The 21583-nt window shown below is 57.8% G+C and carries 20 protein-coding genes; 7 read left to right on the forward strand and 13 right to left on the reverse strand.

Annotation, left to right across the window (positions count from 1 at the left end):
- Positions 1-129: 129 nt before the first annotated feature.
- On the forward strand, positions 130-1554 hold the full coding sequence (locus tag ACYZTW_RS27465) for a gamma-aminobutyraldehyde dehydrogenase (protein ID WP_462002572.1): 1425 nt from the start codon (positions 130-132) through the stop codon (positions 1552-1554).
- 227 nt (positions 1555-1781) lie between these two features.
- The gene (locus tag ACYZTW_RS27470; protein ID WP_462002573.1) at positions 1782-3266 is read left to right on the forward strand and encodes an APC family permease; all 1485 of its coding nucleotides are present in this window, start codon (positions 1782-1784) and stop codon (positions 3264-3266) included.
- A 110-nt stretch (positions 3267-3376) separates the two neighbouring features.
- Here the strand turns inward: ACYZTW_RS27470 and ACYZTW_RS27475 are convergent, their stop codons facing one another.
- Together ACYZTW_RS27475 and ACYZTW_RS27480 are read right to left on the reverse strand one after the other, a co-directional pair.
- Positions 3377-3934, reverse strand: a complete 558-nt coding sequence (locus tag ACYZTW_RS27475) for a hypothetical protein (protein WP_462002574.1) — start codon at positions 3932-3934, stop codon at positions 3377-3379.
- 5 nt (positions 3935-3939) lie between these two features.
- Entirely contained in the window at positions 3940-4641 is a 702-nt protein-coding gene (locus ACYZTW_RS27480; protein ID WP_462002575.1) for a ComF family protein, read from the reverse strand.
- A gap of 216 nt (positions 4642-4857) precedes the next feature.
- Here ACYZTW_RS27480 and ACYZTW_RS27485 point away from each other — a divergent pair, with 216 nt between their 5' ends.
- Together ACYZTW_RS27485 and ACYZTW_RS27490 are read left to right on the forward strand one after the other, a co-directional pair.
- Positions 4858-5370, forward strand: a complete 513-nt coding sequence (locus ACYZTW_RS27485) for a BRO-N domain-containing protein (protein WP_462002576.1) — start codon at positions 4858-4860, stop codon at positions 5368-5370.
- A gap of 96 nt (positions 5371-5466) precedes the next feature.
- Entirely contained in the window at positions 5467-5670 is a 204-nt protein-coding gene (locus tag ACYZTW_RS27490) for a hypothetical protein (protein WP_462002577.1), read from the forward strand.
- Between the two features lie 10 nt (positions 5671-5680).
- Here ACYZTW_RS27490 and ACYZTW_RS27495 read toward each other — a convergent pair whose 3' ends face one another.
- Positions 5681-5866 (reverse strand): hypothetical protein, encoded by a 186-nt coding sequence (locus ACYZTW_RS27495; RefSeq protein ID WP_462002578.1) that lies wholly within the window; start codon positions 5864-5866, stop codon positions 5681-5683.
- 391 nt (positions 5867-6257) lie between these two features.
- Here ACYZTW_RS27495 and ACYZTW_RS27500 point away from each other — a divergent pair, with 391 nt between their 5' ends.
- Positions 6258-7895: a glucan biosynthesis protein D gene (locus ACYZTW_RS27500; protein WP_462002579.1), complete on the forward strand. Its 1638-nt coding sequence runs from the start codon at positions 6258-6260 to the stop codon at positions 7893-7895.
- A 207-nt stretch (positions 7896-8102) separates the two neighbouring features.
- On the opposite strand, the gene ACYZTW_RS27505 is transcribed toward ACYZTW_RS27500, so the two are convergent.
- From ACYZTW_RS27505 to ACYZTW_RS27515, 3 genes are all read right to left on the reverse strand, one after another.
- The gene (locus tag ACYZTW_RS27505; protein ID WP_462002580.1) at positions 8103-9209 is read right to left on the reverse strand and encodes an NADH:flavin oxidoreductase/NADH oxidase; all 1107 of its coding nucleotides are present in this window, start codon (positions 9207-9209) and stop codon (positions 8103-8105) included.
- A gap of 281 nt (positions 9210-9490) precedes the next feature.
- Entirely contained in the window at positions 9491-11200 is a 1710-nt protein-coding gene (gene recJ / locus ACYZTW_RS27510) for a single-stranded-DNA-specific exonuclease RecJ (protein WP_462002581.1), read from the reverse strand.
- 66 nt (positions 11201-11266) lie between these two features.
- Complete coding sequence (locus ACYZTW_RS27515) at positions 11267-11809, reverse strand: YaeQ family protein (protein ID WP_007897614.1); 543 nt, start codon at positions 11807-11809, stop codon at positions 11267-11269.
- A gap of 147 nt (positions 11810-11956) precedes the next feature.
- Here ACYZTW_RS27515 and ACYZTW_RS27520 point away from each other — a divergent pair, with 147 nt between their 5' ends.
- Positions 11957-13156: a CaiB/BaiF CoA transferase family protein gene (locus tag ACYZTW_RS27520; RefSeq protein WP_462002582.1), complete on the forward strand. Its 1200-nt coding sequence runs from the start codon at positions 11957-11959 to the stop codon at positions 13154-13156.
- A complete protein-coding gene (locus tag ACYZTW_RS27525) occupies positions 13137-14063 on the forward strand; it encodes a TIGR02285 family protein (protein WP_462002583.1) in 927 nt (308 codons plus the stop codon). Before ACYZTW_RS27520 ends, ACYZTW_RS27525 begins: the two co-directional genes overlap by 20 nt.
- A 170-nt stretch (positions 14064-14233) precedes the next feature.
- Here the strand turns inward: ACYZTW_RS27525 and ACYZTW_RS27530 are convergent, their stop codons facing one another.
- From ACYZTW_RS27530 to rplS, 7 genes are all read right to left on the reverse strand, one after another.
- Positions 14234-14521 carry a DUF3509 domain-containing protein gene (locus ACYZTW_RS27530; RefSeq protein WP_462002584.1) on the reverse strand — a complete coding sequence of 96 codons (288 nt, stop codon included), beginning with the start codon at positions 14519-14521 and terminating at the stop codon, positions 14234-14236.
- Positions 14522-14683: 162 nt separating this feature from the next.
- The gene (locus ACYZTW_RS27535; protein WP_462002585.1) at positions 14684-16042 is read right to left on the reverse strand and encodes a transporter substrate-binding domain-containing protein; all 1359 of its coding nucleotides are present in this window, start codon (positions 16040-16042) and stop codon (positions 14684-14686) included.
- A 120-nt stretch (positions 16043-16162) separates the two neighbouring features.
- Positions 16163-17572, reverse strand: a complete 1410-nt coding sequence (gene thrC, locus ACYZTW_RS27540) for a threonine synthase (protein WP_462002586.1) — start codon at positions 17570-17572, stop codon at positions 16163-16165.
- A gap of 66 nt (positions 17573-17638) precedes the next feature.
- The gene (locus ACYZTW_RS27545) at positions 17639-18943 is read right to left on the reverse strand and encodes a homoserine dehydrogenase (RefSeq protein ID WP_092281511.1); all 1305 of its coding nucleotides are present in this window, start codon (positions 18941-18943) and stop codon (positions 17639-17641) included.
- 134 nt (positions 18944-19077) lie between these two features.
- On the reverse strand, positions 19078-19809 hold the full coding sequence (gene dsbC / locus ACYZTW_RS27550; protein ID WP_415759260.1) for a bifunctional protein-disulfide isomerase/oxidoreductase DsbC: 732 nt from the start codon (positions 19807-19809) through the stop codon (positions 19078-19080).
- Positions 19810-20104: 295 nt separating this feature from the next.
- Positions 20105-21001, reverse strand: coding sequence for a site-specific tyrosine recombinase XerD (gene xerD, locus ACYZTW_RS27555; RefSeq protein WP_462002587.1), 897 nt, complete (start codon positions 20999-21001; stop codon positions 20105-20107).
- Between the two features lie 196 nt (positions 21002-21197).
- Positions 21198-21548, reverse strand: coding sequence for a 50S ribosomal protein L19 (gene rplS, locus ACYZTW_RS27560; protein ID WP_063322826.1), 351 nt, complete (start codon positions 21546-21548; stop codon positions 21198-21200).
- Positions 21549-21583: the final 35 nt, after the last annotated feature.

Genomic DNA, 21583 nt, shown 5'->3' on the forward strand with positions numbered 1-21583 from the left:
CTCGCGATGAGGACATCACATTCAACATTGATGTCGACTGATACACCGCTTTCGCCGGCAAGCCGGTCTCGCTCCCACAGTTTGATCGGGTTCCGACAGAAAAATAAAAGCTGCAATGAGGACAAAGCCATGCAAACCAAACTCTTGATCAACGGCCAACTGATTGACGGCGAAGGCCCCGCCCAACCGGTGTTCAACCCGGCCCTCGGTCGTGTGTTGGTGGAAATCAACGAAGCCAGTGAAGCCCAGGTCGATTCCGCTGTGCGTGCCGCCGACAGTGCCTTCGAAGGCTGGTCGCAAACCACACCGAAAGAACGCTCGCTGCTGCTGCTCAAACTCGCCGACGCTATCGAAGCTCATGGCGAAGAACTGGCCAAACTGGAATCAGACAACTGCGGCAAGCCTTACAGCGCTGCGCTGAACGACGAGATCCCGGCGATCGCCGACGTGTTCCGGTTCTTCGCCGGTGCCAGCCGTTGCATGAGCGGCTCGGCGGGCGGTGAATACCTGCACGGCCACACCTCGATGATCCGTCGCGACCCGGTCGGCGTGATCGCCTCCATCGCACCGTGGAACTACCCGTTGATGATGGTTGCCTGGAAAATCGCCCCGGCCCTCGCGGCGGGTAATACCGTGGTGCTCAAGCCGTCGGAACAAACCCCGCTGACCGCACTGCGCCTGGCGCAACTGGCGTCGGAGATATTCCCGGCCGGCGTACTTAACCTGGTGTTCGGTCGTGGTCCTACGGTTGGCAGTCCATTGGTCACACATCCCAAAGTGCGCATGGTCTCGCTGACCGGTTCGATTGCCACTGGTTCGAACATCATTTCCAGCACCGCCGACAGCGTCAAACGCATGCACATGGAACTGGGCGGCAAAGCCCCGGTGATCATCTTCGACGACGCCGACATTGATGCTGCGGTGGAAGGCATTCGCACCTTCGGCTTCTACAACGCCGGCCAGGACTGCACCGCCGCCTGCCGCATCTACGCGCAGGCAGGCATCTACGACAAATTCGTCGAGAAGCTCGGCGAAGCGGTCAGCAGCATCAAGTACGGTTTGCAGGATGATCCGTCGACCGAATTGGGTCCGCTGATCACTGCGCAACATCGCGACCGCGTGGCCGGGTTTGTCGAACGTGCTGTGGCGCAGCCGCATATCCGATTGATCACCGGCGGCAAGGCTGTTGAAGGCAATGGCTTCTTCTTCGAACCGACTGTGTTGGCCGACGCGCAACAGGACGATGAAATCGTCCGACGTGAAGTGTTCGGGCCGGTGGTGTCGGTGACCAGGTTCACCGATGAAGCACAGGTGCTGGGCTGGGCCAACGATTCGGTCTACGGCCTGGCGTCGTCGGTCTGGACCTCGGACGTCGGTCGTGCGCATCGGTTGTCTGCACGCTTGCAGTACGGCTGCACCTGGGTGAATACGCACTTCATGCTGGTCAGCGAAATGCCTCACGGCGGTCAGAAACTGTCTGGTTATGGCAAGGACATGTCCATGTACGGGCTGGAGGACTACACCGTCGTTCGGCATGTGATGTTCAAGCATTAAAAGCTTCGCGAGCAGGCTCGCTCCCACATTTGTAAGGCATTCCCCTGTGGGAGCGAGCCTGCTCGCGAAGGTGTCACCCCGATCTCAAGGATGATCTCGGCAACACGCACCACCAGGTTCCACACCAAAGCAAACAAAACAATAACCACCGATCCGGGCAGCGCCGTCATGGCCCTGTCACGGTTTCGGACATCCGAAATCTGCCGATTTTCCGGAGCTAACACACCATGAGTGCATCACCCGAACTCTCCGCAGTCGTTGCCGACAGCGACGCCGAGCAACTACGCAAGCTGGGTTACACCTCGAACTTCAATCGCAGCATGAGCCTGTGGGAAAACTTCGCCCTGGGCTTCACTTATCTCTCGCCGGTCGTAGGGGTTTATACCCTGTTCGGCCTGTGTCTCGCCGCGGGTGGGCCACCGATGTTCTGGGCTTATTTGCTGGTCGGATGCGGCCAGTTGTTGGTGTGTCTGATCTTCGGTGAAGTGGTCTCGCAGTTCCCGATTTCCGGCGGTGTGTACCCGTGGGCTCGTCGCTTGGTGGGCAAGCGCTGGGCGTGGATGGTCGGCTGGATCTACTCCATCGCCCTGTGCGTCACCATCGCCGCTGTTGCGGTGGGCGCCGGTCCGTACCTGGCCGCCATGATGGGCTTTGAACCGAGCAACAACACCAACATCGTCATCGCACTGTTCCTGACGTTGTTCGCCACCCTGGTCAACCTCAGCGGCACCAAGGTGCTGGCACGGATCGCCATGTTCGGCTTCCTGTGCGAACTGGTCGGTGCGGTGATCGTCGGCGTTTACCTGCTGATCTTCGAGCGTCATCAATCGATCAGTGTGTTGTTCAACACCTTCGATATCAGCGTCGACGGCTCGTATCTGCCGGCCTTCCTCACCGCCTCGCTGGCGGGGATGTTCCTGTACTACGGCTTCGAGGCCTGCGGCGATGTGGCCGAAGAAACCCCGAACCCGAGCAAACAGATCCCGGTGGCCATGCGCATGACCATCTACATCGGCGGCATCGCGGCGATGTTCGCCTGCCTGGCGCTGATCCTCGCCGTGCCGGACATGCAAGCGGTGATCAATGGCACCGACAAGGACCCGGTCACCACCATCCTCAACAACGCCTTCGGCTCGGTCGGTTCGAAAGTGGTGATGGGCGTGGTGATGATTTCCTTCATCTCCTGCGTCATCAGCTTGCAAGCGGCGGCGAGTCGTCTGCTGTATTCCTACGCTCGGGATGAAATGGTCATCGGCAGCTCACTGCTGAAGAAGATTTCCCCTACGACTCAGGTTCCGGTTGCGGCGCTGTTCGTGTCCGGCGTCCTGCCGGCACTGATCATTGTGCTGGGCTTCTTCCTGCAGGATGCAGTGGCAACCATCGTCAGCTTCGCGGCCATCGGCATCTACCTGGCGTTCCAGATGATCGTGCTCGCGGCACTCTATGCACGCATGAAAGGCTGGAAACCGAGCGGCAAATTCACCCTCGGCGCCTGGGGCTGGGCCGTGAACATCGGCGCGCTGGTCTACGGCGTCGGCGCGATCATCAACATGGCCTGGCCGCGCACGCCGGATGCGGCGTGGTACATCAACTACGCGATGGTGTTGAGTACTGCGATCGTGATTGGGTTGGGGCTGGTTTATATGTGGCTTGCCAAGCCATATGACCATGGGACTGCACCTGCGGGGGATGCTTGGAAGGTTAGTCGGTAAGGTTTTTTGCTCTCCCGGCACGGCTAGTGGTGCCGGCACTGAAATATCCCCTTTCTCACACTCCTAGAGAAAGGGGAGTTAATGACAGCTATTGACTGAAGAGAAAACCATCAAAGCAATAGTTCTGCTTGATCGTGCTTCAGCAAAGATATGCGATCGAAAAGCTTGATTTTTTCATCTGCCTTTTGTTTAGCGTAATCCGACATAAAAGCAACAAGTTCCTCAAGCTGACTCACATTCCCTACCACCTTAAAAGCTTTTTCTTTATTAACGAAAACGAGCGACTTTTTCTTTCGAGACAACAGCTCAATTACGTTACTCAGTGTTCCAGTACTTTTTGCATCCCATATCATCAAGCCGTAATCCGCGGCCTCGGCCATGACAACATCCTTCGCCGTAAAAAAAGCTCGCGACCCTTTGGAGTGTTTGGTTTCCACTGTTCTAGCCGGCCATTCTCCAAGATTGTTTCGCGGGACCACGCCACTGCAATAAATAGTAGTTTTAGATCGAGCCAAGCTCAACAGATACTCTTGAATAGAAGTATCGGCTCCACCTGCGTCGCCAACCACGACATCAAACTCTGAATCAACGATATTATTGATACGCTCTTTAACCTTCGGATCAAGGTGCTTGATATTAATAGAGCCCGCAATGAATACAGTTGTCATCTATCTCATTTCCAAGTTAATGCCGCGACGTAGATTTTTCCAACTTTTGGATATTTACGTAAAGCAGCACAGGCGGCATCCATTGACGCCCCACTGTCAAACAAATCATCAACGACCAAAACATTCCAACAGCCTGTATTGGTAATTTCATCATTCACACTGAAGCTAGCTCCAATAGCAGCAACCTTTTCAGCCTTAGAATGCAAATCTTTAAGTGATTGCCCCGTAGCGGCCTTTCGGAGTAAATCCGAGAATACAGGCTTTCCTATTATTCGTCCTAACTCCATGGCAACCTCAGTAACTGGTTGTCGTGCACGTACATTCGAAGCCGGCATAGGAACTACGAACCCTACTTGAGTAAGCTTAGGTAAAACATTCGTAGCTACAGCTTGAGCAAGAGGGCCCACCTGACTCCAATCCTTCTGGTATTTGAGCTGGTAGGTTGCCTGTCCTACCTCGGTACGGTGGTTATCGAAGCGTGGTTTTCCGTGCTCATCTTCCCCTAGAAAGGTACTACTTATCATGTGCTTGTCCAGCACCCATCCCAGGTCCCAAGGACCGTTTATCTGTTTGAGGGATACTTTCAAGGCATTCTCCATTTTTAAACCCTGTCCATAAGCACCGAAATTTCCTTGGCGCTTTTTGACCATAGGCAATGAAAAACAGAGATTCCAGTCAAACGCCGCGTGGCGCTGACCTTCATGCAAAAACAGGAAATTCCTACAGACCGAACTTTCCGGCAAAAGCACCTATTCCTACAACTCGCGGCGCCACAGTAGACTTGGCGCCGCGAGCGCCTGAACGATAGGCTTTACCTCGTCGCTGCCAAATCAGCGACCCGGGGTCGAAGCCGGAACACAATCAATATGGCGCAACCGCGCTCCTCTGAGTGGCGGCTCCCTTTTCAACTTGGAGTCGAAAAAATGTTTGAACACACGCTAAATCCGTCTGAAACCCATCCTCATTTCACCCCTACCGTCTTCACCCGCCACAACCGCTTCCTCCACGCCTTCATGCAGGACAACCAAGCCTGGTTCTGCGTCCAGGATCTCGGTCGTTTGATGGGCCGCCCGATGGACCAACGCCTTACCCTGAAACTTGATCCCGATCAGCGTCGATATGTCTGGTTGCTCAAGAACGGCAAAACGGTCGAATCGCTGATGGTCAGCGAATCAGGGATGTATGCCCTTCTGGTGCACCATTTCGTCCCGGAAAACCGAAACCTGCGCCAGTGGCTGAGCAACGAGGTCATGCCAATGCTGCGTGATGCGAAGGCCGCTCCTGTGGATAACATTCCAAGCCTGAGTTCGTTGCAGTGGGCCGGGATCTCGGTGCCGCTGCTGCATTGGCAGCATCAAGCGTGGATCAAGTGGCGGGACATGCCTGATCTGATGCAGGCACAACGTCCGTTCACGATCGTGGGCACTTGCAGTTGAAGGTAGAGTGAAAAAATGAAAAAGGGGCAGACTTCACAGTCCGCCCCTTTGGTTTGAATACACCCGTTCAATCTCCCGCAAGGGCAATCCGCAGCCATGAGCAAACCGCGCATCACCATCCAAAGCGTCACTGAAGTGATTCCAAGTGATAGCGCCTTTTCAGAAAGGTATCTGCAACAAACCATCGAGCAAAAAAAAATCGCGGCTCGCCGCCAAGCAATCCACGAAGGCATCATCGACGCCGATTCTGGCAAGCTGACCTGCCTGGCCACCGTAAAAGCCAAATGGCTTTCACGGTAACCACCCCCACTCAAAACCGCGAAACACTCCTCATCGCGTCCACCAGATACCGCATCGCAATCTGGTCGCTTTCCGACAGCTCCCGATAGCGCTCTAACAACTTCATTTCGTCCGAACTGACCCGACGCCTTCGGCGCACAGTGGTCAAGCAGGGAAAGATTCCCAGCAACTGGGTGATGCCTTGTACTTTCGTCATGGACGATGTCCTTCTATAAGTCCGAGAAAACTGCAAAAACCGCATCGCCCTTTCCTTTTCATTCGCCGCCGGCCTGAAGGGCAGAAACCGGTCATGACCACAGAATAGAAACTATCCGGGCGCTGAAAAGCGATTTTTAGAGTAATTAGTCAAAAAAAGCAGAAATGCCCTATAAATCAGAAAGTACTGTCAGAAAACTAACCGACATTTCTTGTTTCATTGCCGCGCTGTCGCTATGCCATCAATCATTTTTTCTCCGCAACCGAACGGTTTAAGCTATTTGTTATCTGTTTAATGTCCGTTGCGTTTGGCCGAAGGCATGTCCGAACCTTTATTTTTGATCCAGCACGTGCCAGGAACGGCGCGGGATTGTTCACGACAGGTTGAACTTATGCACCGCAGGAATTTGCTCAAAGCATCCATGGCCATCGCTGCCTACACCGGATTATCAGCCACCGGCCTGCTGGCTGCGCGGGCCTGGGCCGGCACCGGCACCGGCACCGGCACGGCGGATGGCGAGGCTCAGGCGTTCGACTTCGAAGCGCTGAAGATCCAGGCCAAGCAGCTCGCCGGCAATCGCTATCAGGACACCAAGCAGGTGTTGCCGCCGACCTTGGCGACCATGACGCCGCAAAATTTCAACGCGATCCGGTACGACGGCAACCATTCGCTGTGGAATGACCTCAACGGTCAGCTGGATGTGCAATTTTTCCACGTCGGCATGGGTTTCAAGCAACCGGTGCGCATGTACAGCGTCGACCCCAAGACGCGTCAGGCGCGAGAGGTGCATTTCCGCCCGTCCCTGTTCAACTATGAAAAAACCACGGTCGACACCAAGCAGCTCACGGGCGATCTGGGGTTTTCCGGGTTCAAGCTGTTCAAGGCCCCGGAGCTGGACCAGCACGACGTGCTGTCCTTCCTCGGCGCCAGCTATTTCCGTGCGGTAGATGCCTCGGGCCAGTACGGCCTGTCGGCTCGCGGTCTGGCGATTGATACCTACGCCAAGAAGCGTGAAGAATTCCCGGACTTCACCAAGTTCTGGTTCGAAACCCCGGACAAGGACAGCACTCGCTTCGTGGTCTACGCCCTGCTGGACTCGCCGAGCGCTACCGGTGCCTACCGTTTCGACATTGACTGTCAGGCCAGCCAGGTCGTCATGGGCATCGATGCCCACATCAATGCGCGCACCGCCATCGAACAACTGGGCATCGCGCCGATGACCAGCATGTTCAGCTGCGGCAACCATGAACGGCGCATGTGCGACACGATTCACCCGCAAATCCACGACTCTGATCGCCTGGCCATGTGGCGCGGCAACGGTGAGTGGATCTGCCGCCCGCTGAATAACCCGGCCACCCTGCAATTCAATGCCTTCGCCGACACCGACCCGAAAGGTTTCGGCCTGGTGCAGACCGATCATGAGTTCGACAGCTATCAAGACACCGTCGACTGGTACAGCAAGCGTCCGAGCCTGTGGGTAGAACCTACGACCGCGTGGGGCGAAGGCTCTATTGATCTGATGGAAATTCCTACAACTGGCGAAACCCTCGATAACATCGTCGCGTTCTGGACCCCGAAAAAACCGGTCGCGGCTGGCGACTCCCTGAACTACGGCTACAAGCTGTACTGGAGCGCACTGCCGCCGGTCGGCACGCCGTTGGCGCGGGTCAACGCGACTCGTTCGGGCATGGGCGGTTTCATCGAAGGTTGGGCGCCTGGCGAGCATTACCCGGAAGTCTGGGCTCGACGGTTTGCCGTAGACTTCACGGGTGGCGGCCTGGACCGCCTGCCGGAAGGTGCGGCGATCGAGCCGGTGGTTACTTGCTCGAATGGGCAGGTGAAGGATTTCAACGTGCTGGTCCTGGATGACATCAAGGGTTACCGAATTACCTTTGACTGGTACCCGACCAATGACAGCGTGGCTCCGGTTGAGCTGCGACTGTTCATTCGCACCAATGACCGGACGTTGAGTGAGACCTGGTTGTACCAGTATTTCCCACCTGCACCGGATAAGCGTAAGTACACCTGAGGGTAATTGGGTGTCTTGGCTGGCGTCATCGCGAGCAGGCTCGCTCCCACAGGTGATCTTTGTCGGACACAAAATTGGTGTCTCATGGAGATCCAATGTGGGAGCGAGCCTGCTCGCGATGACGCCAGGCCAGACAATAAAATCCCGGCCCAGAAACGTAAAAGCCCCGATCAACTCGACCGGGGCTTTTTGGTTTTACAGCGTCAATCAGTCGCGCAAATCCGACTCATGAATAGGCTGTTCACGATGAGTGGCCCGCTGATACTGCGCCGGCCAGATGGCCTTGCGTCCACCCAGGTCATCATCGGCATGCAGCGGCCAGTACGGATCACGCAACAGTTCCCGCGCGAGGAAGATGATGTCTGCCTGGCAGGTCCGCAGAATGTGCTCGGCCTGTGCCGGCTCGGTGATCATTCCTACCGTGCCGGTGGCAATACCTGACTCTTTGCGCACACGTTCAGCGAAGCGGGTTTGATAACCGGGACCTGTAGGAATCTCGGCGTTGGCCGCTGTACCACCCGACGAGACGTCAATCAGGTCTACGCCCAACGCTTGGAGGCGTCGCGCCAGCTCCACGGTTTCATCCGGGTTCCAGCCATCTTCCACCCAATCGGTGGCCGACACCCGCACGAACAGCGGTAGCTCTTCAGGCCACACCGCACGCACCGCTTCGGTGACTTGCAGCACCAGCCGGATTCGATTCTCGAACGAACCACCATATTGATCGCGCCGCTGATTGCTCAGGGGCGAAAGAAACTGATGCAACAGGTAACCGTGGGCTGCGTGTATTTCCACCACTTTGAAACCGGCGGTCAGTGCTCGCTGGGCCGAAGCGACAAAGGCCTGAATGACCTCAGCGATCTCACCATCATCGAGCTGCTTGGGGTGGGTGTGCTGTGGGTCGAAAGCAATCGGCGAAGGGCCCACCGGGATCCAGCCACCGTCTTCGGGTTTGACGCTGCCATGTTTACCGATCCACGGCCGATGGGTGCTGGCCTTACGCCCGGCGTGAGCCAACTGAATGCCGGCCACAGCGCCTTGTGCCGCAATGAAGCGCGTGATGCGTTGCAACGGTTCGATCTGTTCATCGTTCCACAGGCCGAGGTCCTCGGCGGTGATGCGTCCGTCGGCGGTCACCGCCGTGGCTTCGGTAAACACCAGGCCGGCACCGCCGACAGCGCGGCTGCCGAGGTGGACCAGGTGCCAGTCATTGGCCAGTCCATCGACGCTGGAGTACTGGCACATCGGCGACACCGCAATGCGGTTGAGCAGGGTCAATTGGCGGAGGGTATAGGGTTCAAGCAGCAGACTCATGGGGCACCTCTCGAATCAGTGGGCAGGCTCCAGGGTTCTGTTTGAAAAGTCGACGAGTGACAGGAAAAAGGTGCAGCACCCGCCCCCGCGGGCAAAAAATTCGACAAGACGTCACAAGGATTATCAAGCAGTGCTTAGAGCCTAGTCGACATCGGGGGATGAGGGAGGGTTCCGGGGGATATTTGGCGTGAGGGAGATCGCCTTCGCGAGCAGGCTCGCTCCCACATGGGGTCTGCGCTGTTCACAAAACCAATGTGGGAGCGAGCCTGCTCGCGAAGGGGTCAACGCGGTTCGATATGGGCAATCATCAGCTGCACGGTCTCATTACCGCGAAACTCGTTGAGGTCGAGTTTGTAGGCCAATTCCACCCACTTGATGGTCGGATTCGGCCAGATGTCGCGGTCGATTCCGAAGGCAATGCCATCCAGCTTCACCGAACCACATTCACTCTTCAGCACCACTTTGAGGTGCCGCTCGCCGACCACCCGCTGCTCGACCAACTGGAACACGCCATGAAACAGCGGCTCCGGGAAGTGCTGCCCCCAAGGACCGGCATGGCGCAGGGCACGGGCCAGTTCCAGGTGGAATTCCTCAACCGCCAACGTGCCGTCCGACAGCAGGCGACCGGTCAGGTCTTCTTCGCGCAATTGCCTACGCACTTCCGCATCAAAGGCTTCGGCGAACAACGGAAAATTCGCTTCCGGCAGCGTCAGGCCGGCGGCCATCGCATGGCCGCCGTATTTGCTGATCAGGTTCGGATGCTGCGCCGCCACCACGCTCAACGCGTCGCGAATATGGAAACCCTGAACCGAACGCCCCGAGCCCTTGAGCAAGCCATCGCCGGCATCGGCAAAGGCAATGGTCGGACGGAAATAGCGTTCTTTCATACGCGACGCGAGGATTCCGATGACACCCTGGTGCCACTCGGGATCGAACAGGCACAAGCCGAACGGCATCGACTCGACCGGCAAATCCTTCAGTTGAGCCAGCGCTTCACGCTGCATGCCCTGCTCGATGGATTTTCGGTCCTGGTTCATGCCGTCGAGTTGAACCGCCATTTCACGCGCCAGACCGGCGTCTTCAGTGAGCAGGCATTCGATGCCCAGGCTCATGTCATCCAGTCGCCCAGCCGCGTTCAGGCGTGGACCAACAATGAAACCCAAATCCGTGGAAGTGATGCGCGAATGGTCACGCTTGGCGACTTCGAGGATTGCTTTGATGCCTGGCCGAGCGCGCCCGGCGCGGATCCGTTCCAGCCCCTGGTGCACCAGAATCCGGTTGTTGGCATCCAGCGGTACCACGTCGGCGACGCTGCCCAGAGCCACAAGGTCCAGCAACTCGCCGATGTTCGGCTGCGGCTTGGTCTCGTACCAACCGAGGCTGCGCAAGCGCGCGCGCAAAGCCATTAACACGTAGAAAATCACCCCGACGCCGGCCAGCGCCTTGCTCGGAAACTCGCAACCTGGCTGGTTCGGATTGACGATGGCATCGGCCAACGGCAACTCGTCACCGGGTAAGTGGTGATCGGTAACCAGGACTTTCAACCCTGCTTTTTTCGCCGCCGCCACGCCTTCGACGCTGGAAATACCGTTATCCACGGTGATCAGCAGTTGAGGTTCGCGGGTCAGCGCCACTTCGACGATTTCCGGCGTCAGGCCGTAGCCGTACTCAAATCGGTTCGGCACCAAATAGTCGACGTGCGCCGCGCCCAGCAGGCGCAAGCCCAACATGCCTACGGTACTGGCTGTCGCGCCATCGGCGTCGAAGTCACCGACGATCAGAATCCGCTGACGCTGCTCCAGCGCCGTCACCAACAAATCTACGGCCGCATCGATACCTTTGAGCTGCTGGTACGGAATCAGCCGCGCCAGGCTCTTGTCCAGTTCAGCCTCGGACAGCACGCCCCGCGCCGCGTACAGACGGGTCAGCAGCGGCGGCAGATCACCGAGGAATGGCAGGGTGTCGGGCAACAGGCGAGGTTCGATGCGCATGGGGTGACAGGTGCTTCTCTTGAATACGTAGGATAAAACCGGATAACGCGGAACAGCAGCGAATAATCAGCCGCGTTCGCCGCTCAGCCACTGCAACTGAACTTCATGCTGACCACGGTCGTCGGTGACGAAAATCGTCCCTTCACTGATCATCACGTCCCACTTGATAACGCGTGGCATGTCTTTGGCCAGGGTTTCCAGCACTTCCTGCGGAACAGCCGCGATGTGCACGTTTTTCAGGTTTTTGATCGCGGGGATCACTTTGGTCTCCCAGACACGCAGGCTGCCGTAGGCCAGCAGGCTGGTGCGCTCGGTGCGACGCGAGCACCAGGTCAGGCGATCGGCGTCTGGCTGGCCGACTTCGATCCAGTGCAGAACACGGTCGTCCAGGCTCTTTTCCCACAGGGCAGGTTCGTCCACGTCTGACAGACCGCGACCGAACGACAGCTGCTCGTTGTACCAGAAGGCGTAGGCCAGTAGCCGCACGGTCATGCGCTCTTCGGTTTCCGAAGGGTGACGGGCGATGGTCTGCTTCACGCTCTCGTACACGCTGCGGTCGAGGTCGGTAAGGTTCAGTTCAAACTTGTAGGTCGTGGACGGCTGGGCCATGAACGGGCTTCTTGATACGGGGAAAGGCGGCAAGTCTACCCGATGCGGTAGGCAATCCACGAATCGAAGGCGATCAACCTTGGTCGTCTGACGTTCGGCTATGTTAAAACGCTGTATTCGCTCAGCCTTTGTCCTACAGGATCCAGCATGCCGCTCTCCGGAAAACCGCTCTCAGGTCTGAAAGTCATTGAATTGGGTACGCTGATCGCCGGGCCGTTTGCCTCGCGCATTTGCGGCGAGTTCGGTGCCGAGGTGATCAAAATCGAGTCTCCCGATGGCGGCGATCCGTTGCGCAAATGGCGCAAGTTGTATGAAGGCACTTCGCTGTGGTGGTTCGTCCAGGCGCGCAACAAAAAGTCCCTGACCCTGAACCTCAAACACCCCGACGGCCTGGCGATCCTGAAACAGTTGCTCAGCGAAGCGGACATTCTGATCGAGAATTTTCGCCCAGGCGTGTTGGAAAAACTCGGTCTGGGCTGGGAAGTCTTGCACGCTCTGAACCCGAAACTGGTGATGGTGCGTCTCTCGGGCTTCGGCCAGACCGGCCCGATGAAAGATCAGCCAGGCTTTGGCGCCGTCGGTGAATCCATGGGCGGCTTGCGCTATATCACCGGGTTCGAAGACCGGCCACCGGTGCGCACCGGGATTTCCATCGGTGACTCGATTGCCGCGCTCTGGGGCGTGATCGGCGCATTGATGGCCCTGCGTCATCGCGAGGTTAACGGTGGCCTCGGGCAAGTGGTGGATGTGGCGCTGTATGAAGCGATCTTCGCCATGATGGAAAGCATGGTCCCCGAGTTCGACGTGTTCGGCTTCATCCGCGAGCGCACGGGCAACATCATGCCGGGCATCACGCCCTCCTCGATCCACACCAGCGCCGACGGCAAACATGTGCAGATCGGCGCCAATGGCGACGCGATCTTCAAACGCTTCATGCTGATCATTGGCCGCGAGGATTTGGCCAACGACCCTGAGTTGGCGAGCAACGACGGACGCGATAGCCGTCGAGACGAGATTTATGGGGTGATTGATCGCTGGGTCAACTCGCTGCCGCTGGACGCCATCATCGAACAGTTGAATCAGGCCGACGTACCGGCCAGCCGAATCTTCAGCGCTGAAGACATGTTCAGTGATCCACAGTACCTGGCCCGGGAAATGTTCCTGAAGGCCAAGTTGCCGGACGGCAAAGATTTCAAGATGCCGGGAATCGTGCCGAAACTCTCTGAGACACCCGGCACTTCGGAATGGGTCGGGCCGCAGTTGGGCGAACACAATGCGCAGGTACTCAACGATCTTGGTTACGACAAGGAACAGATCGCAAAGCTGCGTGAAGACGGGGCCATCTAAGCTGGAACGCCTGCTTTCATCAGCACTCGATCACGCCCACGGCTGGCGGGCTTTGGCGACGCTCATTTTATTGTCGTGCCTTGGCTCTCCCGTCTCGGCGCAACCCAAAGAGACGCTAATCTGGCTGCTGCGCGATTTGCCGCCGACGATGATTCTCGAAGGTCCGAAAAAAGGACAGGGAATCATCGATCAAATGCTGCCGCTGTTGATCGCCGGCATGCCGCAATACCAACACTCCCTGATGCGGGTCAACCGGGCCCGCGGCATGCAAATGCTCCACGAAGAATCGTTTACGTGCGATCCCTCGCTGGTCTGGACCAAGGAGCGGGAACAGTGGATTACCTTCTCCATTCCGGCCTTCCGTGCCGTCAGCAATGGCCTGGTCGTCCGGCAGGAAGATCGAGCGGTGCTGGAACCGTTTCTGGTCGACGGTGAAGTCGATCTGGCGGCAATGCTGGCCAGTGGTCGAAAGAAGGTCGGTGTGGTGGCAGAGCGCAGTTATGGCCAATTCCTCGACACGCTGCTGAAACAGGCACAGCCCGACGCGCTGACACGTCACTACGGCAACGACGCCCTCGGCAGTCTGTTACAGATGCAGCGCCTGGGTCGTTTGCAGGTGGTTTTGGGTTACTGGCCGGAAATTCGCTATAAGGCCAATCAGGCACAGATCGCCGACGACCAGCTGGAGTTCTATCCGGTCAAGGGCACGGGTAAATACCTGTCCGGGCACATCGGCTGCTCCAATACAGCTCAAGGCCGAAAGGCGATTAATGAGATCAACCAGCTGTTACGGACCATGCCGCATGATCGACTGGATCAGCAGTACGCTGACTGGCTGGATCCGCAAAGGCGCAGCGACTACCTGAAAGAAACCAAGGCGTTTTTCGAGCATCAGGCCGAGCAATGACAAATCGCAGGCAAAAAGAAACCCCGAGAAGTGGGGAGACGACTCGGGGTTAAACGTGGCCTACATAAAGACCAGTGGCAGCAAGCTACAAGCACCGGAGCACAATGCTTGATCCTGCTGTTACATGGTCTGACTGACCTAAGCGCAGGAAGGTTCCCACAAAAAACAATTCAATTTCGGTTGGCCAGGATCTTGTCCTGGGCAGCATTGCGCAACGCCGCTATGACGCAGGGCTCCAGCCGACCTTCGGCGATCAGCACGTCGCGATGCAAACCGTCGACCACATCGGTCAGTAGACGTTTGCTGGCCAACTGGGCCTGGTTGAACGACCGTTCGACCACGATAGCGCCGGTCGCATTCTTCAGTGTCACCAGGCATTCGTCATAGGTCCCCGACGGGGTCAACGTAACCTGATACGGGCTCAGAGCCTCACCGAGCAATAGACTGATACTTTCCATCTCGATCACCACTCAATAGTCCGAAAACAAAGTGCCTGGGGCGTACCTACAGTAAATGACCACTGGCTCGAGAAGAAAGTTCTGGATACCGACTGCTGGTGAACCTGCGCCTCTGGTCAATAGAGCATGCACGGTCAAGATGACAGAGAAAAAACAGCCGCGTCACGCCTGCTTCTTACGCTTGCCGATATCGGTCCATCCACCCAGCAGGCCCCGCAATTGTCCGTCGGCACTGTAAAAAGGTACCGTCCACTGATAGACATGCCTGACACCGTTGTTGAACATCAATTGACGCTCACTGAAGCAGGTCTTGCGCGTACCGAGCTGGGCCATGAACTCTGCATGCAGCAGTTCGGCAGTCTCTTTGGGCAAGACGTCCAGCTCTATCAGCAGTCGTCCTTGAACCTGGTCAAAACGGGTCGACAAGTTCTCTTCATAACTTTTGTTGCACATGATCAAACGCCCTTCCAGATCACGAACAAACATCGGATCGGGCATGGCGTCCATCAACGCATGCTGGAAGGCAAGCTGATCACTCAAGCTTTTCTCGGCATCCAGGCGCTGCTGGATCAATACCGTGAGCCGTCGGTTCCAGAGCAGGGACATCAGGCCGAACAGACTGACGATAAACATTCCCCAACAGCCCCACTCGGCGAGTCGGTGCCAGGCGCCGGGCACCTTGACGGGGGCAATCCCATTGAGCCATTTCAGGCGAATGGCGCGCAATTCAGCAGGATCAAACGCCTCAAGCGCCTTGTTGAGGATGCTCGACAACTGCGGCTGACCTTTGCGTACGGCCAGGTGGTCCGCCTCCCATTTGCCCTCCACCGTATACCCGACCTTGAGCTGCCCGGACGGATAGAGTTGTGCTCCTGTTTCGTTTTCGATGGTGGCATAGGCCTCACCGCTTTCGACCAACGCCCGGGCCTCCGCGTAGGTTTTAACCGAACGCAGGTCGATGTCCGGGTTGTCGCGGCGAATCGTGGCTTCCAGTGCATGCCGGGTCGGCAACACCAGAACCCTTCCCGACAGCTGCTCCAGGGATTGCACCACTGGCGCCCCGGCCCGCCCGACGAACACCCAGCCAGCGCCACCGAACGCATGACTGAAATCCAGAAACGTCTTGCGTTCGTCATTCATCGCCAGCGTCGTGCTCATGTCCGCGGCACCGCTTTCCAGCCGTCCAAGCATCTGATCGGTAGAAAACGACTCTTCATGAACAAACTGCAATCCCGTCATGGCGCTGATGCGGTTGAGCAGATCATTGTTCAAGCCGCTCCAGTGGCCGTGCTCATCCTTGAACAGATACAGCGGATATTGCACCGATGCGACGATGACTTTCGAATGCTCGGCAATCCATTTCAACTCCTGAGCATCCAGCTCGATCATTGGGCCAGCAACCGATCCTTTGGAATCGGTCGCCGCCAATTGCGACGCGCTCCCCCATTGAGCAAAGCCCAGGGTGCCGACTAAAAAAAACATCCAGCACGTGGCTGGTTTTAACCCTCTGAAAAACAGCATTGCCACTTCCTTCGTAATCAACTCGCCCGTCCTTCGTAGGCGAAAACCCGACAAGTGTGGCACGCAGAAATGAGAAAGCCCGTCAGGAGACGGGCTTCAAAATGTGACAGTTTTAATTGGTTACAGAGGCTTGCCGCGATTGCCATGCTGACTGACAAAGGCCTGGACGGCTTTCAGGTCATTTGGCAGCACGGTGCAGCGCTCATCTCGCTCAAACAAATCAGAAAGATGTGCAGGTAGTTCGAGCGCTTTTCCTACGCCAGCTTTTTCCACGGCGTCCGGGAATTTGACCGGATGGGCGGTGCCCAGGATCACCATCGGGATATCCAGGCTGCGACGGCACTCGCGCGCCGCCTTCACGCCGATAGCAGTGTGCGGATCCAGAAGTTCGCCGGTTTGCTCAAACACTTCGGCAATGGTTTCGCACGTTTGCGCGTCATCCACGGCCAGGGAATCGAACAACTTGCGGGCCTCGGTCCAGCGTTCCTGTTCGACGCTGAAACCGCCACCATGCTTGAAGGTGTCCATCAAGCCGGCAATCGCTGCGCCATTGCGACCGTGCAGGTCGAACAGCAGACGCTCGAAGTTCGACGACACCATGATGTCCATGGATGGCGACAGCGTGGCGTGCAAGGTGTCCTTGACGTACTGATTGCCACTCATGAAGCGGTGCAGGATGTCGTTGCGGTTGGTGGCGACGATCAACTGGTTGATCGGCAGGCCCATGTTGCGTGCCAGGTAACCGGCGAAAATGTCGCCGAAGTTGCCGGTCGGCACCGAGAACGATACCGAACGTGCCGGGCCGCCCAGCTGCAGGGCTGCGTGGAAGTAGTAAACGATCTGGGCCATGATTCGCGCCCAGTTGATCGAGTTCACGGCAACCAGACGCGTGCCTTTGAGGAAGCTCTGGTCGGCGAAGCTGGCCTTGACCATTTCCTGGCAGTCATCGAAGTTGCCTTCGATGGCGATGTTGTGGATGTTCTCGCCGAAAATGGTGGTCATCTGGCGCCGCTGCACTTCGGACACACGGTTGTGCGGGTGCAGGATGAAGATGTCGACGTTTTCGCAGTGCTTGCAGCCTTCGATGGCGGCCGAACCGGTGTCGCCGGAGGTAGCGCCGACAATCACCACGCGCTCACCGCGTTTTTCCAGCACGTAGTCGAGCAGACGACCGAGCAGTTGCAGGGCGAAGTCTTTGAACGCCAGGGTCGGGCCGTGGAACAGCTCCAGCACCCACTCGTTGCCGTTCAGCTGACGCAGTGGTGCCACGGCGTTGTGGGAAAACACGCCATACGTTTCTTCAAGAATCTTTTTGAAATCGGCATCGGGAATGCTGCCGGTAACGAACGGGCGCATCACCCGGAAGGCCAGCTCGTGATACGGCAGGCCGGCCCAGGAAGCGATTTCTTCCTGGGTGAAACGTGGCAGGTTTTCCGGGACGTACAGACCGCCGTCGGTGGCGAGACCGGCCAGCAGGACATCTTCGAAATTCAGGGCCGGTGCCTGGCCGCGGGTACTGATATAACGCATGACTGGCTCCAATAGACAGTGTTCGCAAACCCGGGCCCGCACGCGGGCCCGGTGAACGATAACGGCTTAGTTCAGGTGCTCGACGCGGATCCGTACGACCGGACCGACCACGCCAGCCAAGGCTTCGAGGGCGGCGATCGCGTCGTTCATGTGCTGTTCCAGCACACGGTGGGTCAGCAGGATCATCGGCACCAGACCGTCATGCTCTTCGACTTCTTTCTGCATGATCGATTCGATGTTGATGCCGCGCTCCGACAGGATGCTCGCGACCTGGGCCAATACGCCCGGATGGTCTTTCGCCTGAATGCGCAGGTAGTAGGCGCTTTCGCAGGCTTCGATCGGCAGGATCGGATGGGCCGACAACGAATCCGGCTGGAAGGCCAGGTGCGGTACGCGGTTTTCCGGGTCGGACGTCATGGCACGCACCACGTCCACCAGGTCGGCGATCACCGACGAAGCGGTCGGTTCCATGCCGGCGCCAGCGCCGTAGAACAGGGTCGAACCGGCGGCATCACCGTTGACCATCACCGCGTTCATCACGCCATTGACGTTGGCGATCAGGCGATCGGCCGGAATCAGCGTCGGGTGCACGCGCAACTCGATACCAGCCGCGGTGCTGCGTGCCACGCCCAGGTGCTTGATGCGATAGCCCAGCGCTTCGGCGTAATTCACGTCAGCAGTGGTCAGCTTGGTGATGCCTTCGGTGTAGGCCTTGTCGAATTGCAGCGGAATGCCGAACGCGATAGACGCCAGGATCGTCAGCTTGTGGGCCGCGTCGATGCCTTCAACGTCGAAGGTCGGATCGGCTTCGGCGTAACCCAGGGCTTGCGCCTCGGCGAGTACGTCTTCGAAGGTGCGACCCTTCTCACGCATTTCGGTGAGGATGAAGTTGCCGGTGCCGTTGATGATCCCGGCGACCCAGTTGATGCGGTTGGCCGACAGGCCTTCGCGGATCGCCTTGATCACTGGAATGCCACCGGCCACGGCCGCTTCGAACGCCACAATCACGCCCTTCTCGCGGGCCTTGGCGAAAATTTCGTTACCGTGAACGGCGATCAGGGCCTTGTTCGCGGTGACCACATGTTTTCCGTTCTCGATCGCTTTGAGTACCAGCTCGCGGGCAACGGTGTAGCCGCCCATCAGCTCTATGACGATGTCGATCTCAGGGTTCGTGGCCACTTCGAAGACATCGTTGGTAATCGCAATACCGGTCGTCTGGAACTGAGGCTTTGGCGTGCGCATGGCAATTTGTGCCACTTCGATTCCACGCCCGGCACGACGAGCAATTTCCTCGGCGTTGCGCTGAAGTACGTTGAAGGTACCGCCACCGACGGTCCCTAACCCACAGATGCCTACTTTGACCGGTTTCACTGTGAACTCCCCATAAAACGGCCGACTCAAGGCCGGCCGTGAAAACAACCGCATGCTCGCGGTTCTCTATTAATGGCCCGGCGAATACTGCCGCCGAACCATGATCGTCAATGGCTGACCGTGACGATGCGAATTTACTTCGCGCCCAGCGCCAGTTTGGCGACTTGTGGCGCAGGCTGGTAGCCCGGAATGACTTGGCCGTCGGCCAAAACGATGGCCGGTGTACCGTTCACGCCGATCGACTGACCGAGGGCGAACTGCTTGGAAACCGGGTTATCGCACTTGGCGGCCTTGATTTCCTTGCCGTCGACCATCTTGTCCATGGCGGCTTTCTTGTCTTTCGAGCACCAGACCGCTTGCAGCTGTTCGTCACCCGGCGAGCCCAGGCCCTGGCGCGGGAACGCGACGTAACGCACTTCGATGCCGCGCTTGTTCAGCTCAGGCACTTCGGCGTGCAGCTTGTGGCAGTACGGGCAGGTGGTGTCAGTGAATACGGTGATGTGCGATTTGGTTTCGCCAATGGCCGGGTACACGACGGTTTCAGCCACTGGAATTTCGTTGACCAGTTTGGAAACGCCCAGGCGTTCGGTCTTCTCGGTCAGGTTGACCGGCTTGCCGTCCTTGAGCTGGAACATGTAACCCTGAACGACGTACTGGCCGTCAGCGCTGGCGTAAAGCACACGGCTGCCCTTGAGTTTGACTTCGTACAGACCTGGCAGCGGGCTGGCGGTGATGGTTTCTACCGGCACCTCGAGCTGGAGGTTTTCCAGGCTTTTACGAATGGCTTTGTCGGCCGCGTCATCGGCGACGGCAAAGGTGCTGACCAACGCAATGGCTGCGGCGGCGAAAATCTGGGTCAGACGCATGAGAACTCCTGAAGGCGGACAAATGGGACGATCAGAACGCCCGTGCCGAAACACCGGGTCATAAACGCCCATCGTGCAAACCGGCAAAGCCTACCACATAAGGCCCCTGTGGCCGAATGCGGGTGACGCAATACCAGAAGCCACTGAACCTGTGTAGCAGCTGGCGAAGCCTGCGTTCGGCTGCGAAGCAGTCGTGAAATCAGGCACTGCGGTGTTTCAGTTAAACCGCGAGCTCAGGATTTACGACTGCTGCGCAGCCGAACGCAGGCTTCGCCAGCTGCTACAAGGGTTGTGTTCAGCCGCGCGGATGGTGTTTGGCGTGCAGGTCCTGCAAGCGTGCGCGGGCGACATGGGTGTAGATCTGCGTGGTCGACAGATCGCTGTGGCCGAGCAGCATTTGCACTACCCGCAGGTCGGCGCCGTGGTTGAGCAAATGCGTGGCGAAGGCATGGCGCAGGGTATGCGGCGACAGCGACTTGCCGATCCCGGCAACCTTGGCCTGGTGCTTGATGCGGTGCCAGAAGGTCTGCCGAGTCATCTGCTCGCCGCGCTGGCTGGGGAACATGACATCGCTGGGACGCCCGCCGAGCAGCTCCTCACGGCCGTCACGCATGTAGCGTTCGACCCAGACAATCGCCTCCTCGCCCATCGGCACCAGCCGCTCCTTGCTGCCCTTGCCCATCACTCGCAGCACGCCTTGGCGCAGATTGACCTGCTCCAGCGTCAGGCTGATCAGTTCCGTCACACGCAAGCCGCAGGCATAAAGCACTTCGAGCATGGCGCGGTCGCGTTGGCCGATGGCTTCGCTCAGGTCCGGTGCGGCCAGCAGTGCTTCCACATCCGCTTCCGACAGGGATTTGGGCAATGGCCTACCTAGCTGCGGCATGTCGACACGCAAGGTCGGATCGACGGCGATCAGTTTTTCCCGCAGCAAATAGCGATAGAAGCCACGCACACCGGAGAGAAATCTGGCGGTGGAACGGGGTTTGTAGTTTTGCTCCAGACGCCAGGCCAAGTGATCGAGGATCAATTCGCGGCCGGCGTTGATCAACTCCAGCCCTTTCTCCTGCAGCCAGCCGTTGAACAGGGCCAGGTCGCTGCGATAGGCATCACGGGTGTTATCGGAAAGACCTTTTTCCAGCCACAGGGCGTCGAGAAACTGGTCTATCAGTGGATGATCGATGGCGGACATAAAGGCTCAGGTAGCGGGAATCTGACGGTAAGTCTTTCATAGCCTGCTGAGGCTTTATAGAGCCTGATGTAAACGCGGTGCTTGTTAGATCGATTCGCGGGCAAGTCGGATCGCCGCACCGCACGCTCCCACAGGTAAATTGCAGGCAACAAAAAAGCAGCCCGCAGGCTGCTTTTTTCTGCATCGGAAGCTGGACTTAAGCCAGTTTTTCCTTGATGCGAGCTGCTTTACCGGACAGGTCACGCAGGTAGTACAGCTTGGCTTTACGTACGTCACCGCGACGTTTAACGGCCATGCTGTCGATTTGCGGGCTGTAGGTCTGGAAAGTACGCTCTACGCCAACACCGTTGGAGATTTTACGAACGGTGAAAGCACTGTTTACGCCGCGGTTACGCTTGGCGATAACAACACCTTCGAACGCTTGCAGACGCGAACGGTCGCCTTCCTTCACTTTCACCTGAACGACAACAGTGTCGCCCGGGGCAAAGGTAGGGATCTCTTTGGTCATCTGCTCTGCTTCGAGTGCAAGGATGATTTTGTTAGTCATGCTGTGCTCCTAAGGTAAATCGTCGGATCTACCAT

Source organism: Pseudomonas sp. LB3P25 (assembly GCF_054897985.1).